Source organism: Bacillus sp. I-2, from assembly GCF_001974945.1.
GTDB classification, from domain to species: Bacteria; Bacillota; Bacilli; order Bacillales; family Bacillaceae; genus Bacillus; species Bacillus safensis.
Window position 1 is genome coordinate 1 of the sequence record NZ_LZRW01000046.1, and the last position, 14,241, is coordinate 14,241.

General features: G+C 43.2%; 10 protein-coding genes. 1 reads left to right on the forward strand and 9 read right to left on the reverse strand.

What is annotated here, in order from left to right:
• Window positions 1-1,412: collagen-like protein (locus BAE31_RS17940; protein WP_139336402.1), on the forward strand; the 1,412-nt coding region annotated here is incomplete at its 5' end.
• Window positions 1,413-1,432: 20 nt separating this feature from the next.
• On the opposite strand, the gene BAE31_RS17945 is transcribed toward BAE31_RS17940, so the two are convergent.
• From BAE31_RS17945 to BAE31_RS17985, 9 genes are all read right to left on the reverse strand, one after another.
• Window positions 1,433-1,993: a CatB-related O-acetyltransferase gene (locus BAE31_RS17945; protein ID WP_041109387.1), complete on the reverse strand. Its 561-nt coding sequence runs from the start codon at window positions 1,991-1,993 to the stop codon at window positions 1,433-1,435.
• A gap of 64 nt (window positions 1,994-2,057) precedes the next feature.
• Window positions 2,058-3,425, reverse strand: a complete 1,368-nt coding sequence (locus tag BAE31_RS17950) for an MATE family efflux transporter (protein ID WP_076841041.1) — start codon at window positions 3,423-3,425, stop codon at window positions 2,058-2,060.
• A gap of 25 nt (window positions 3,426-3,450) precedes the next feature.
• Window positions 3,451-4,935, reverse strand: coding sequence for a D-alanyl-D-alanine carboxypeptidase/D-alanyl-D-alanine endopeptidase (gene dacB / locus BAE31_RS17955; RefSeq protein WP_076841042.1), 1,485 nt, complete (start codon window positions 4,933-4,935; stop codon window positions 3,451-3,453).
• A 126-nt stretch (window positions 4,936-5,061) separates the two neighbouring features.
• A complete protein-coding gene (locus tag BAE31_RS17960) occupies window positions 5,062-6,036 on the reverse strand; it encodes a pectinesterase family protein (RefSeq protein WP_076841043.1) in 975 nt (324 codons plus the stop codon).
• A gap of 88 nt (window positions 6,037-6,124) precedes the next feature.
• Window positions 6,125-6,826, reverse strand: coding sequence for a DUF421 domain-containing protein (locus tag BAE31_RS17965; RefSeq protein WP_076841044.1), 702 nt, complete (start codon window positions 6,824-6,826; stop codon window positions 6,125-6,127).
• 66 nt (window positions 6,827-6,892) lie between these two features.
• Window positions 6,893-7,216, reverse strand: coding sequence for a nitrite reductase small subunit NirD (gene nirD / locus BAE31_RS17970; RefSeq protein ID WP_056767019.1), 324 nt, complete (start codon window positions 7,214-7,216; stop codon window positions 6,893-6,895).
• A 23-nt stretch (window positions 7,217-7,239) separates the two neighbouring features.
• Window positions 7,240-9,651: a nitrite reductase large subunit NirB gene (nirB, locus tag BAE31_RS17975; protein ID WP_076841045.1), complete on the reverse strand. Its 2,412-nt coding sequence runs from the start codon at window positions 9,649-9,651 to the stop codon at window positions 7,240-7,242.
• Window positions 9,652-9,720: 69 nt separating this feature from the next.
• Entirely contained in the window at window positions 9,721-11,880 is a 2,160-nt protein-coding gene (gene nasC / locus BAE31_RS17980) for an assimilatory nitrate reductase catalytic subunit NasC (RefSeq protein ID WP_076841046.1), read from the reverse strand.
• Window positions 11,877-14,126 (reverse strand): FAD-dependent oxidoreductase, encoded by a 2,250-nt coding sequence (locus BAE31_RS17985; RefSeq protein ID WP_076841047.1) that lies wholly within the window; start codon window positions 14,124-14,126, stop codon window positions 11,877-11,879. The genes nasC and BAE31_RS17985 overlap by 4 nt, the downstream gene beginning before the upstream one ends.
• Between the last annotated feature and the right edge of the window lie 115 nt (window positions 14,127-14,241).

Here is a 14,241-nt window from a genome sequence, read left to right on the forward strand (position 1 = left end):
CTACTGGTGCGACGGGTATCACTGGGGCTACCGGACCTACTGGCGCTACAGGTATCACTGGAGATACCGGTCCTACTGGTGCCACTGGTATTACCGGAGCTACTGGTCCTACTGGTGTGACGGGTATTACCGGAGCTACTGGCTCTACCGGTGCCACTGGTATCACCGGTTCAACTGGACCTACGGGTGCCACTGGTATCACTGGAGCTACTGGTTCTACTGGCGCAACGGGTATTACCGGAGCTACTGGTCCTACTGGCGCTACAGGTATCACTGGAGATACCGGACCTACCGGGGCAACCGGCATCACTGGAGATACTGGTCCTACCGGGACTACAGGTATCACTGGACCAACAGGTCCTACTGGGATCGGATTAAGTGGTGTTGAAGCCTATGATCCTGTTATGGCACCAACATACTCAGTAGGGCGAGTGGTCACTTATGGTGGTGGTACGTATATTGTGGATTCTGCACCACCTTCAGGTACACCAGATACGTCGTCAGATTACACACTTTTAGCAGCACCAGGTGAAACTGGGCCTACTGGTACCACAGGTAACACTGGATCAACCGGACCTACCGGTGCCACTGGTATTACTGGAGCTACTGGTCCTACTGGCGCTACAGGTATCACTGGGGCTACTGGTTCTACTGGCGCAACGGGTATTACTGGAGCTACTGGTCCTACGGGTGCCACGGGTATTACTGGTGCTACTGGTTCTACTGGTGCGACGGGTATCACTGGAGATACTGGTCCTACCGGGACTACAGGTGTCACGGGTATTACTGGAGCTACTGGACCTACTGGCGCCACGGGTATCACTGGTTCAACCGGACCTACGGGGGCAACCGGCATCACTGGAGATACTGGACCTACCGGTGCCACGGGTATCACCGGTTCAACTGGAACTACGGGGGCAACGGGTATTACTGGACCAACAGGTCCTACTGGCGTGACAGGTGTCACTGGTGTCACTGGGGCTACTGGAACAGGTGGTTTTACAGATACAGCACTTTATGCTGCTAATAGTTCTGGCCCTACCATCGTTACTGTAGCAGGAGGAACGAATATTCCTTTGCCAAACTTTCAAAACATTACTGGTTTTACAGCAAACGGCACAAGTACTGTTTTTACCGTTCTGCAAACTGGTAAATATTATATTACGTATCAAATCAACACCACTACAGCTCTTTTGATTAATACACGTTTGCTTTTAAATGGAACAACTACTATTTCAGGTTCTGTTCAATCACCTGTTATCTCAACTTCAATAATCAACAACACTGTTATTGTTAATTTAACAGCTGGTAATACCATCTCACTGCAGTTTTTTGGGGCGGTTGTCACAGCTATTTTAGTTGGCGGAGGTGGTGCTGCTGGAGCAGCCTTGACCATCATACGGCTAAGTTAAACGAAAAAAGAAAGGCTTTTTCAGCCTTTCTTTTTTATGTCTTCTATGACATTTATACACTGTTCAATATCATGCGATTGCAAAAGATGAAAAATAGATTGGATGATGGAAAACTCTAAATTCCACCATTCTAATAACTGCAGTTTTTCGATTATTTCGGTTGAAAATCGATATTTCATGAGCCGCTGGGGATTCCCTGCGGCAATTGCATATGGCGGCACATCTTTTGTGATCACACTATTTGCGCCGATCACGGCCCCGTTTCCTATACTTACTCCTGACATAATCGTCGCACCATATCCAATCCATACGTCATGTCCAATATGAACATCTCCCTTCGATTTGGGATGTCCTTTAATATGGGCAGCTTCTTTAAAAATTTGATTAAACGGATACGTTGTGACCCAATCAGTACGGTGTTCCCCGCCTAGAAAAATTTTCACTTCGTTTGCGATAGAACAAAACTTCCCAATATGTAATGTCGTTCCTTCCCCCCACGTCAGCACTTGGAAATCTGGTCCGGCATAAGAAAAGTCACCGATATTGTGCGAGCTCAGTTCATTTCTTTGATTCAAAAACATAGAAGATCCGGCCTCCTTAAAAGTGAGAGATCTTCGTATGTATATGCTGCTTTACGCCTTCACATTATGATTGAACAAGCGAGACAATTTGTTTTTTCTTCCATACGAGCTGATAGTAGCTGTATTGGAGGAGTAAGTTCACAAAGAAAGCAGCTGGGTAGCCAATCCATATTCCTTTAATGCCAAGAGATGTATAGTGTGATAGCACATAAGCGACTGGTACTTCTACAAGCCAAATGGAACAAATACTAAAGATCGTCGGCCAAAGAACCGTCCCGCTTGCTCTCATTGTGGCTGCAACAATTTGGGCCGTTCCAAAAATGAGATAGCTCCATAATGTAATGACGACCAAACTATAGGCAATATCTATCGTGCCAGGGTCTGTTAAAAAGATAGATAAAATCTGCGGTGCAAAAATATAAACGAAAATAATGATACATCCGCCTATGGCAAAGTTAAGACCTAACCCAATTTTAATGACATCTTTCAGTCGATTCATATTTCCTGCGCCAATGAATTGTGCTGCAAAGATCGAGACCGCAATACCAAGACTCACTGCCGGCATCTGCACATAACTTACGACTTGATTGACAACACCATAGGCAGCTGTCGCCTGTGATCCATAATCGTTGACGAAAGAAATAACGGCAATTTCTGATAAAGAAATGAGGATCATATTAATGCTTGATGGGATACTGAGCTTTAATAACGTTTTTAATAGATCCCCTTTCATCAATAAATGCTTTCTTACTGATGAATCAATGCGAAGCGGGTGCTTTGTCTTATATAAGTAGATATGTAGAATGATAAACGTCACAATTGTTGAAATCACAGAAGCATACGCAGCGCCATATAAGCCGAACGCCGGCAGTCCCAGCCAGCCAAATAATAAAATGGGCAGCATCAAAATATTCGTTGCCGTACTAATCATTAAGAAATAAAAAGGTGTTTTCGAATCCCCTGTTCCCCTCAAGAAGGTCGTATAAACAAAATAAAGAAATAAGATCGGCATTGAGATGAATAGAATTCTGGCATATGCCGCACTTTCCTCCACGATATTAGCAGGTGTTCCCATGAGGTTTAAGATGTCTGTTGCGAAAAAACCTCCAATGATCGCTAAAGATACGCCGATCAAAAAAGTGAATGAAAGCGTTGTGCCAATGATTTCTTTTAATTTCTGTTCATTTTTTGCCCCATACGCTTGTCCAATAAGGATCGAGCTTCCCGATCCAATGCCAATGGAAAAAGAAACGAGTAAAAAGAAAAGTGGAAAGAATGCAGAAATGGCAGCTACTGCATCCTCTCCAATCCATCTTCCGACAAGAACAATGGACACTAACTGTCCGATCGATTGCAAAATATTGCTTAGCAAAAGCGGGATGAGAAAAATGGACATGGTTTTTACTAAAGATTGATTGTTATCTAACGTCATGATGGTTCTCCTTCTCTCTCTAAATCTAAAGATTCTCAGCTAATATGCTGACAATACGGTCTTCTATCTCTTTCCCTTTTTCGTCATCAACAAGGTGATTTAACAAGATGGAAAAAGCAAGCGTTTTTCCGCCCTGCGTGTCAATATATCCAGATAGTGTGCTGACCGTTGTTAACGACCCTGTTTTTGCACGTACTTTTTCTAGTGTAGTTGGTGCCTTCAATCTGTTCCTTAACGTTCCCCCCACCATTCGTTCACTTGCCCCTGCTAAAGGGAGCGCATGTTCATAGGTTTTAAACCATTGTTCCTTTTGAATGTTTGTCAAAAATAAAGTGAACTGGTTAGCAGAGACAAGGTTAATAGGTGATATCCCTGATCCGTCACGCAGCACTGCAAGCGAAGGATCAACGCCAAACGCAGGAAGCCGTTCATTCATGACCTCCAGACCAGCTTCAAAGCTCCCTTTGTTCTTCACTTTTTTCCCTAGTTCCTTTAGCAAAATTTCTGCATGGGTATTGTTGCTTAATTTCATCATAGGAACAAGCAGCTCTGATAATGGCATCGATGTATGGGAAGCAATTTTTTTGGCTTTTTTAGGAACTTGTTTTGATTTCAGCGGTCCCTTTACTTGAATCCCTTCTGCCTTTAACGCTCGTTTCATTAAGTCTAAAGCATAAGCGGACGGATCCCATAGAGCTACCCATTGTTTAGATGAGCTCGCTTTAACCGGAATAGTCCCAGTCAACGTAATTTTGTTGGTTCCGTGAGAGCGCTTAAAAGAGATTTTCTTTTTTCCGCCTTCTGGAACTGTTTTCACTTGATTGATGACTTGAGCGACATCCGTCTTCGGGATCATATCATATGCGGCTTTCTGTCCTGCTTTCTTTCCTGGTTTTACTTCGAGAATCACGGTCCCTGCATCATAATCTTGATTCGGTGAAGCCGTGAGAGCAGAAATTTGTGCCCCGTAATATTGATCCTCATCACTCCAAGGCAGGTCAATGGAGTATCTCGTGTCATCAAACCAAGTGTCATCTGCCGCAAGCTGTCCGCGAATGGTATGTATTCCGGCCTTTTTGACTTGTTTGGCAAGTGCTGCAAAATCCTCCTCTAATAAAGTCGGATCGCCGGTGCCACGAAGATAAAGGCTGCCATGTAGCGTTTTCTTATGAATGGATCCATCCATCCAGATGTCTGTAGGGAATGTGTGTGTTTCTCCAAGTATATCAAGTGCGATGGCTGATGTGAGCAGTTTCATATTAGAAGCAGGAGTAAGACGAATATCGGCTTGATGTTCATAAAGAAGAGAGGTGTCAGAAGTATCGCGGACGCTGATGCCAGAGATCGCGCCCTCTAAATCAGGTGCTGTTCGTATGAATTCGTCTAAAGCGGTCATCCAAGTCAGTGAATCGTCACGAGCTGTGAGCTGATCATCTTTCGCTGAAAAAGGAAGAAATAAAATCGACAGGATACATAGTTGTAAAAACATGAGCTGTGAAAAACGCTTCACGCAACCCCTCCTTTTTGTTGCAGCCAATTTTAGAAGAATATGTTCATTATACACAAAAGAACGTTTGTTCTCAAAGGTTTTTTAAACAGAAAAGTCAGCTTTCTTTGACGAAAACTGACAAGCCCTTTACCTCTTTTCTGGATTCCAGCCATCGGCTCCGCCAAGAACAGCCTGAACCGTCATTTGACTTGCTTCATTTTGGGTTAAAATGGTCGACCATTTTACGCGGTTTGCTGGACTGCTTCCCGCTCCTGTCGATCCAAATTCTTTGTACCTGGCCGTTCTTTCGTTGTCACGGTTATCCCAGTTATGCCATCCCTCGGCTTTTATATGGTCATCCATTTTTGTATGGAGGAATGTCACAGCCGAATAAGGTCTCCACGGACGTCCTAAATAAACCGATTGCGCAGCTGCCGTTCCCTTTTTCAACGTAGAATCTATGAATACATAGCCGTACCTTTGTGCTTCTGTTGTGGATGCTGCAGTAATATACCCATTTCCAAGGCTTTTTATTTCAGCTCTTTTAAACACAGCTGTGGCTGATCCAAAAATAAAATCGACCGTGCCTTCAATATAACAGTTTTCATAATATTGCCGCCCTGTGCCTGTTGCATAAAGTGTATCTTGATAGCCTAACACACGTATTTGTTTGAACACAGCCCGGTCACCAGACACATACAGTGCAACTGCCTGACCCGCATGTCTGCCAGCTGTATTTTGAAAGGTGATATTTTCTGCATAAAAATCGTTTGCACGAATCATTGTGCTTGAGCTGTTTGTTGTACTGCCAGTGCTTGCATTTGTATCATCATACGTAAGGATCGTCTTGTGCTGGTTTTCGCCAATAAAGGATACGTGTGGTTTATTTTGCGGAAGCAGAATTTTTTCTTTATATACGCCATTTTTAATATAGATCGTTGCCGGTTGTTGATTGTCTGCTGGAATCGCATCAATGGCAGACTGAACGGTGCGGTATGTCCCGCTTCCCTTTTGATCAACGACAAGAACGCGGTTATGCCCGGCTTCTGCTGCTTGAAGTGAAGCTGGGTCAAAAAGAAAGAAAGACAAGACCATGACCATCCATACGTTTCTAAATTTCATCACATATCTCCCCCTCATTTTGTGAACGTTTTCATCAAACATTCTTTTTGATCCTATTCCATATACGCACAAAAAAACACCCACATTTTTATGTTGTGGATGTTTTTTTAGACTTTTCATATTGCATCGCATAAATCCCTTCATTTTCAATCCATTCACAAAAGAGAACGTCTCGATAAGAGGAAATATGCTGCTTTTTTAATTGCTTATTCAGCCAGGATTCATCAAAGCCGGCTTCTTGTAAATCATCTTTTAAAATTTCGCCGTCAATTATAAATGTTCTAGGCAAATTCACTTCTTTTCCCTTCACGTTCACATCTTCTGCTGTGGCTGGTGCGTATTTCATTTTCGGAAGAACACTGATAGAACCGTCCGTTTCCAAAATGGCATATTCAATTTCATTCAGTGCAAAATGGCCTTTTGCGCGAACCAGTGTCTGCAGCTGATTGATATCAAGCATATTTTTCTTCAACCGGTTGTAGTGAATCTTCCCCTTATCAATCACAAGAGTAGGTCTTCCTTCTAAAAAAGCGCGAATGGATTTAAAACGCTGTGAAAGCCATTCAACTGTATAAATGAGAACGCCCCATACTGCAACAGCAAATAAAATGTGCTGAATTCTGACTTCTGGGTCAAAAATGGCGTTTCCGACCATTTCACCTAAAATCAGTGCAGAAATGAAATCAAACGGTGTGATTTGTGCAAATTGTGTTTTCCCTAATAATTTTGTAATAAAAAATAAAGCGAAGAATCCGATGAAGAGTTCAATCAAAATATTAACGAACGGCACAAAAATTCCTTCCTTTCTTGCTGCAATTATATACAGCATATACATGAAAGGAAGGATCTAAACCATTTATGAAGGCAATAAAATAAAGACATTGTCCCCTTCAACGAATGTTTCATATGTTTTAACGCATCCGTGATCTGGTGCTTGCACGTTTCCTGATGAAAGATCAATTTTCCAATCATGCATTGGACAGAAAACGTGATTCCCGCTGACCATGCCTTCAGCCAGAACGCCGCCTTTATGTGGACAGCGATTTTCAATGGCTTTGAACTGCTTATTAGAGGTTTGAAAAACAGCTAATTCAAGTGGACCGGCTTCAACTGTTTTTCCTAGCTGGAGCGGAAAATCTGATAGGGTGCCAATGTGAACTTTAACAACTGAAACTGTCATATGATCTCATCCCTTCAATTGATTTATACGGAAGCCGTCGCTTTTTGAAATAATTGTCTCGTGTCTTTTTGACTCTCGCGAAGCTCCTGCCAAGGCTCTTCATATGTTGAAAGCGCAATGTCCATTCTTTCGATTAAGGCTGCTCGTTTTTCATCATCCAGGAGTACTGATTGAATATGATCTAACCCAAGTCGCTCAACCCAAGCAGAGGTTCTTTCTAAATAATTTGCCGTTTCTCTGTAATATTGCAGGTATGCTGCAGCCATTTGCTCTACTTCTTCTGCTGTACTGACCTTCATTAATAAATCTCCAGCCCGCAGGTGTGTGCCGCCATTTCCGCCGGCATACAATTCAAACCCTCCATCAATTCCCACAATACCGAGGTCTTTAATTCCGGACTCTGCACAGTTTCTCGGACAAGCAGAGACGGCCATTTTTACTTTATGCGGTGTCGCAAGACCTTCAAATTTCTTTTCCAGTGCAATTCCTAGAGCCATGGAGTCCTGCGTGCCGAACCTGCAAAATTGTTCTCCAACACATGTTTTAACTGTTCTTAAAGATTTTCCATATGCATAACCCGATGGCATATCTAGATCCGCCCACACTTTTGGTAAATCTTCTTTTTTGACACCTAGAAGGTCAATACGCTGACCGCCAGTCATTTTCACAAGCGGTATTTCATATTTGTCGACGACATCGGCTATTTTCCTCAAGTCATTTGCATTGGTGACGCCGCCATACATTCGCGGAACAACTGAATAGGTGCCATCGTTTTGAATATTGGCATGCATGCGTTCATTTACAAAGCGTGAGCTCTTTTCATCTTTGTATTCAAGTGGATGAAGCATGCCTAAATAATAATTCAGTGCAGGGCGGCATTTTGAACAGCCCTCTTCTGTATTCCAGTCAAGTACATTCATCACTTCTTTGACATGCTGCAAGCCTTTTTCTTTGATTTCATGAATGACTTCATCTCGTGAAAGAGTAGTGCAGGCACAGATGGTTTCTTTTTGGGCTGTCCGGCTTGCATCCTCACCTAGCGTATGCCAAAGAATCTCTTCAACAACAGGCTGACAGCCTCCGCAAGATCGTGAGGCACTTGTACATTGCTTGACTTCCTGAAACGTTGTTAAGCCTTCTTTCTGAATGGCTTCCACAATCTGCCCTTTTGACACGCCATTACAGCCGCAAACGATATGGTCGTTTGCCATGCTGTCAATCGTGCTTTCTTGCGCGGGATCATTGGAGGTTAAGACAGATACCTTCTCCATATCCGACATATCTATTCCTTCTTTAATGTACGAGAATAAACGAGGTCCGTCGCTTGTTTCTCCAAACATGACGGCGCCTACTAATCGGTTTTGCTGGAAGACGAGTTTTTGATAGATGCCTTTTTGTTCGTCAAAAATCTTAATCGCTTTTTTCTCATCGTTTTCAATAAAATCACCAGCTGAAAATACATCAACTCCTGATACTTTCAGCTGTGTTGACAGAACAGAGCCTTCATATGGAGCAGGGTTCAAGCCGCATACATGCTTGGCAAGTACAGTCGCTTGATCGTATAAAGGAGCAACTAATCCGTACGTTTGTCCCCTGTGTTCCACACATTCTCCGACGGCATAAATGCCCGGGACACTTGTTTCCATAAAATCATTGACGATAATCCCACGGTTCACTTCAAGCCCGCTTATTTCTGCAAGCATTTTACTTGGTTTAATTCCCGCAGCCATGACGACTAGGTCTGCCTCAAGTGTAGTGCCGTCTGAAAATGATAAACCTTCTACTCTTGTATCTCCTAAAATCTCATTTGTCTGTTTTCCAAGCAGGAATTTCATCCCCTGTTCTTCTAATGCTTTTTGAAGAAGCTGGCCTGCAATAGGGTCTAGCTGGCGTTCCATTAAATGAGAGCCGAGGTGGATGACATTCACTTCCATGCCTAAGTTTAATAGACCGCGTGCTGCTTCAAGCCCAAGGAGTCCGCCTCCGATGACTGCTGCTTTTTTGTACATAGTAGAGGCATTGACCATTTCCTCAGTGTCTTGCAATGTACGAAAAGCCGTCACGCCTTTTTTATCACTCCCTGGAATTGGCAGGATGAATGGAAGTGACCCTGTTGCTAAAATCAATCGGTCATAATGCACGGTCCGTCCTTGATCACTGGTGACTGTTTGGTTCTCTGTATCGATCTTCACAATGGTCTCGTTTGTAAACAGCTGAATATCATGCTCTTGATACCAGTTCCAATCGTTTAACGTAATATCTTCGACCTTCGTATCCCCTTGAAGCACTTTCGATAAAAGAATTCGGTTATAGTTAGGATACGGTTCAGTCCCAAATACCGTCATGTCGAAACGTTCGCCGTCTGTTTTTAAAATGTTTTCAAGGCTTCGAATGCCGGCCATACCGTTCCCCACTAATACGAGTTTTTCTTTCATGAAAAAACACCCCTCATGTGATCATTTTTTAGAAAGTACCATAATCTAAACATAGATGGAAAATACATGTTAAAATTTCTCACATAGTTTTTCATTCACGCCGGCTGACAGCTGTACAGGACAATATTTAAAGCCTGGCATTTTACTGTGCGGATCTAGTTGATCATCAATTAATTGATTAATTGATTGATGTTTGCTCCAGTGAAATGGAACAAACACGGTATCTTTTCGAATGGTGTCTGATATGCGGCATCTGATGATGACACTTCCTCTTTTTGACTTGATGGTCACGAGCTCCCCGTGCTGAAGTCCATACGTTTTCGCTGTGTCAGGATGAAGCTCTGCATATGCTTCAAACTGTCTGGCAACAAGCGAGGTGCTCCTTCTTGTTTGAACGCCTGTTTGGTAATGAGCCATCACCCTGCCGGTCGTTAAATAAAGAGGGTATTCTTGACTGACGGGTTCCTTTGCAGCCTTTTTTCCATGTGTGACAACGGCAAACTTCGCTAAACTGTCAGAATGTGAGAATGCATGTTCAAATAATCTTTCAGTTCCCGGGTCTTCTAAATGAGTACAAGGCCACCTTATGCCTTGTTCCTTCCTCAGCCTTTCATAGGTTATGCCTGAATAATCAGCCTTTGCACCTTTCGTTACGGCTCTTATTTCCTCAAAGATCTCTTCTGCGGATGAAAAGGAAAAATGGCTGCCTTTGCCTAATACAGCTGCTATTTCACAAATGATTTGCCAATCGTGCTTTCTTTGGTGTTTAAGTGGATATGTTGCTTCTCTAAGCGTAACGCGCCCCTCTACGTTTGTCACGGTACCTTCATCCTCTAAATATGACGAAGCAGGTAAAATTACATCTGCCAGCGCAGCTGTCTCAGACATAAATAAATCAACGGCAACAAAAAAGGACAAGTTCTTGATGGCTTGCTGAACCAAGTGCGCGTTCGGCCCTGATTGGACAGGATTTGAGCACATTAAAAAGAGCGCTTTGATCTCACCTGCCTCCATTTTTTCAAACATCTCAAAAGCAGACACGCCCTTTCCTGGGAGTTCTTTTTCATCAATGTTCCATCGTTCAGCCATTTCTTTTCTGTGAGCAGGATTTGAGATATCTCGATATCCTGGAAGCTGATCTGCTTTTTGCCCATGCTCTCTTGCTCCCTGGCCATTTCCCTGGCCGGTTATTGCGCCATAGCCGCATCCAAAGCGGCCGATCTTCCCGGTAACAAGCAGAATATTCAGGAAATTACGCACAGAGGCTGTACCGTCTATTTGCTGCTCAATGCCTCTTGCTGTAAAAATCATGCCTGTCTTTTCTTGCGCAAATTTCCTTGCTATTTTCTGCATCACATCAATCGTCACGCCAGTTTGCTCAGCAATGTCTGGGAGGGAGATGCGTGAGATATGCTCCTTTAGCTCTTGGAAACCTGATGTTCGTTGATGAATAAATGATTCATCGATTAAATGCTCATGCAGCATGATGTGCAATATGCCGTTTGCCAGTGCGGCATCTGACCCTGGTTTTAGGCTGACATGTAAATCGGCTAATTGGGCAGTCGGAGTTTTGCGCGGATCAATGACGATGAGAAATGCGCCATTATTTTTTGCCTCCTCGATGTAGGGCAGGAAGGTTGGCTGACATTCCGCTATATTCGTTCCAACCAATATCAACACCCGCGCATGCTTGATGTCGCTTAGAGGAAAGGTCAGGCCACGGTCAAGTCCGAATGTTTGATTTGCGGCAGTTGCTGCCGAAGACATACATAGTCTGCCGTTATAATCGATGTATTTCGTTTTCAGCGCCACTCTTGCAAATTTCCCGAGTAAGTACGCTTCCTCATTTGTAATTGATGCGCTTCCGTACACACTGATTACATCATGGCCATGCGACAGCTGAAGGGTTTCTATGTTTGTTTTGATTTCTTCGAGAGCCTCCTGCCATGTCGCTTTTACAAATTGTCCGTTTCTTTTGATCAGCGGGTGATTCAGGCGATCTTTATGAAGCACGTGCTGGTGTGCATGCTGTCCTTTCATACAAAGTCTTCCGTGCGTAGTTGGATTGTGTACACCAATCGTTTGGTAGCGTGTTCGCCCTTCCACATGCTGCTCGATTAACTGCATTTTGCACTGCATACTGCAAAAAGGACATTGGGCTGGGAACACTCGCTTTTGTTCTTCCTGCTTTGATTTTTGCTGAGCATATTGTAAAAAAGATTGACTCATACCTTCACATCCTTATGACTTACATTTTCTTGTCTGCTTTGGTCAAATTGCGCACAGAGCTCTTCTCTTATTTCCTCATCAAGCAACTTTTCTCGAATAGAAATGTTTCCATGCCTGGACAGCCAATCACCAATGGATTCTTGAAAGTAAGCATTTTTTCTATACTCTTCAAGCAGCGCTTTTAAAAAAGGGATAAGCTCACTTGAATGAGCCAAGGTGTAAAAAAGCTGGCCTCCTAAATAAATATTCCATTCACCCAGCTGCTTCTTCAGACAGATGTCATCAATTAGAGCAAGTTTACACGTGCAGGAAGCATCAGTGATATGAACAGAGGTGACTGCTGGTAAAAGTGTATCTTCCACTTGTCTTTCCAGCTCCATCACAAGTGACGTGACAGCTGGATCACTGCAGTCGCATGAAAGGATATGAGATAGTCTTTTTTTCTCATTAGGCATAATTGGCCAATGATTTTTGACGATTTGTGCTGCCTGTTTTGACACACCGATAAGCCGGATTCGTTTATGCTTTGTCAGCTCTGCCTGCTCAATCAGCCTGTTTTCTAACAAAGACGTAATGATTTTCAAAAAATCCAGATCAAGCAACCCTCCATATAATTGAGGTATCAACATGTTTTCCTGTTCAGCAGCGCCGATTTTTTCCACCGATCCTTGGAATTGCTCGAGATAGTATTGAATGGCTGGCCGGCAGATGCCGCAGCCGTGATTCGTTTTCCATTGAAAATGTCTTCTTATTTCTTCAGCATTCACCGGCTGCTGCTTTTTAATAAATGAAAAAATAGTCTGCTCATCTACTTCTGTACATGGACAAAAAAAGGCCTGCGGTTCCGTTTGTTCATGTGATGATAACTGGCAGCAAGCACGGACGAGCTCTTGACACCCGCCGCACCCGGTTGCTGCCCCTGTCTTTTTTTTCACCTCTTCTAAGTTTGTCAGCTGATGAACCGAAATGCTTTTTAAAATCGTCCCTTTTGTAACGGTTTGACATTGGCAGACGAGGTCTTCCATTTTTAATGAATCTAGTGAGGATGCTTGCTTTTCATGAAGGGATTTCATGACCACACTTTTATCACGTCCCACTTTCACATCTTGCAAATGCTGATCGGCATTCTCCAGCTCTCCGACAAATAAAATACCTGCCAGCGCCTCACGTTCAAAGACGAATTTTTTATATACCTCTTGCTCTTCATCTAAATAAGTCACAGCTGACATAAACGGAGAATGATGTTCAATACATCCAGCAGAATAAATCGGCAAATCAGGTACTTTTAATTTTGTTGAGTAAATGGGCTTGGGTGTATGTGTGATTTTTTCCCCTAAAAGATGCTTAGCGAGCACGCTTGCTTGTTCATAAATGGGCTGAATAAGACCGTGCACCATCCCTTTGTGCTCTGCACATTCTCCAACCGCATAAATATTCGGGATATTGGTCTGCATCACGTCATTGACAACAATGGCTTTTCTCGTGTGTATGCCATGATTCTCTGCAAGCTGTATATTCGGATGAATACCTGTTGTAAAAACAACAAGATCAGCCTCCACGATGTCGCCATTTTTCAATAGAACGCCTTCTACCCTCTCACCGCCTAAGCATGCAATGGTATGGGCATTTGTTTTCACCTGAATGCCTTTTCGTATGAATTTTCGCTGTAATAATCCGGCTGCTGTTTCATCTAATTGTCGCTGCATGAGCCGCTCCGTATGATGAATAATGGTGGTTTCCAGCCCCGCCATCTGCAGACCAGCTGCTACCTCCACACCAAGCACGCCGCCTCCGATCACTGCTGCTTGTTGATAATGCACCGCATCCGCACAAATGGCCTCATAATCATCAATTGTCCGAAAAGCGTATATCCCTTTTTTGGACACACCTTGAATAGGAAGAAAATTCGGCGATGAACCTGTTGCAATGACGAGCTTGTCGTAGGGAATTTCCCGGCGTGCATCTGTCATGACACACTTTCGATTTGTATCGATATGTACAACTGATTCTCCTTTGTACAATGTGATGTCATGCGCGGTGTACCATTCTTTATCCTTTAGTTCAATTTGAGCTAATGATTCGCTTTTTTGTAAAATCGACGAAAGTTTTATTCGATTGTAGGCAGAGTGCTTCTCTTTTCCAATGACTGTTATGGCATAATGTTCTGGCTGCTTTTGAATGATCTCTTCGATACATTTCATACTCGCCATGCCGTTTCCGATAAACACAAGTTTGCGTTTTGCCATCTGAAATCAACCTTTCTAAGCCTCTTGCTCGAGCACATTGTATGGATTGATTATGGCACACACTTGTAAAAAAGTGTTTATTCATGTCAATTTTTCTCACATAATACTTTCATTA

Excerpts from the sequence above, each read along its gene's own strand:
- BAE31_RS17945 (WP_041109387.1), bottom strand. The coding sequence starts at position 1,993 with ATGTTTTTGAATCAAAGAAATGAACTGAGCTCGCACAATATCGGTGAC.
- BAE31_RS17950 (WP_076841041.1), bottom strand. The coding sequence starts at position 3,425 with ATGACGTTAGATAACAATCAATCTTTAGTAAAAACCATGTCCATTTTT.
- BAE31_RS17960 (WP_076841043.1), bottom strand. The coding sequence starts at position 6,036 with ATGAAATTTAGAAACGTATGGATGGTCATGGTCTTGTCTTTCTTTCTT.
- nirD (WP_056767019.1), bottom strand. The coding sequence starts at position 7,216 with ATGACAGTTTCAGTTGTTAAAGTTCACATTGGCACCCTATCAGATTTT.
- nirB (WP_076841045.1), bottom strand. The coding sequence starts at position 9,651 with ATGAAAGAAAAACTCGTATTAGTGGGGAACGGTATGGCCGGCATTCGA.
- nasC (WP_076841046.1), bottom strand. The coding sequence starts at position 11,880 with ATGAGTCAATCTTTTTTACAATATGCTCAGCAAAAATCAAAGCAGGAA.
- BAE31_RS17985 (WP_076841047.1), bottom strand. The coding sequence starts at position 14,126 with ATGGCAAAACGCAAACTTGTGTTTATCGGAAACGGCATGGCGAGTATG.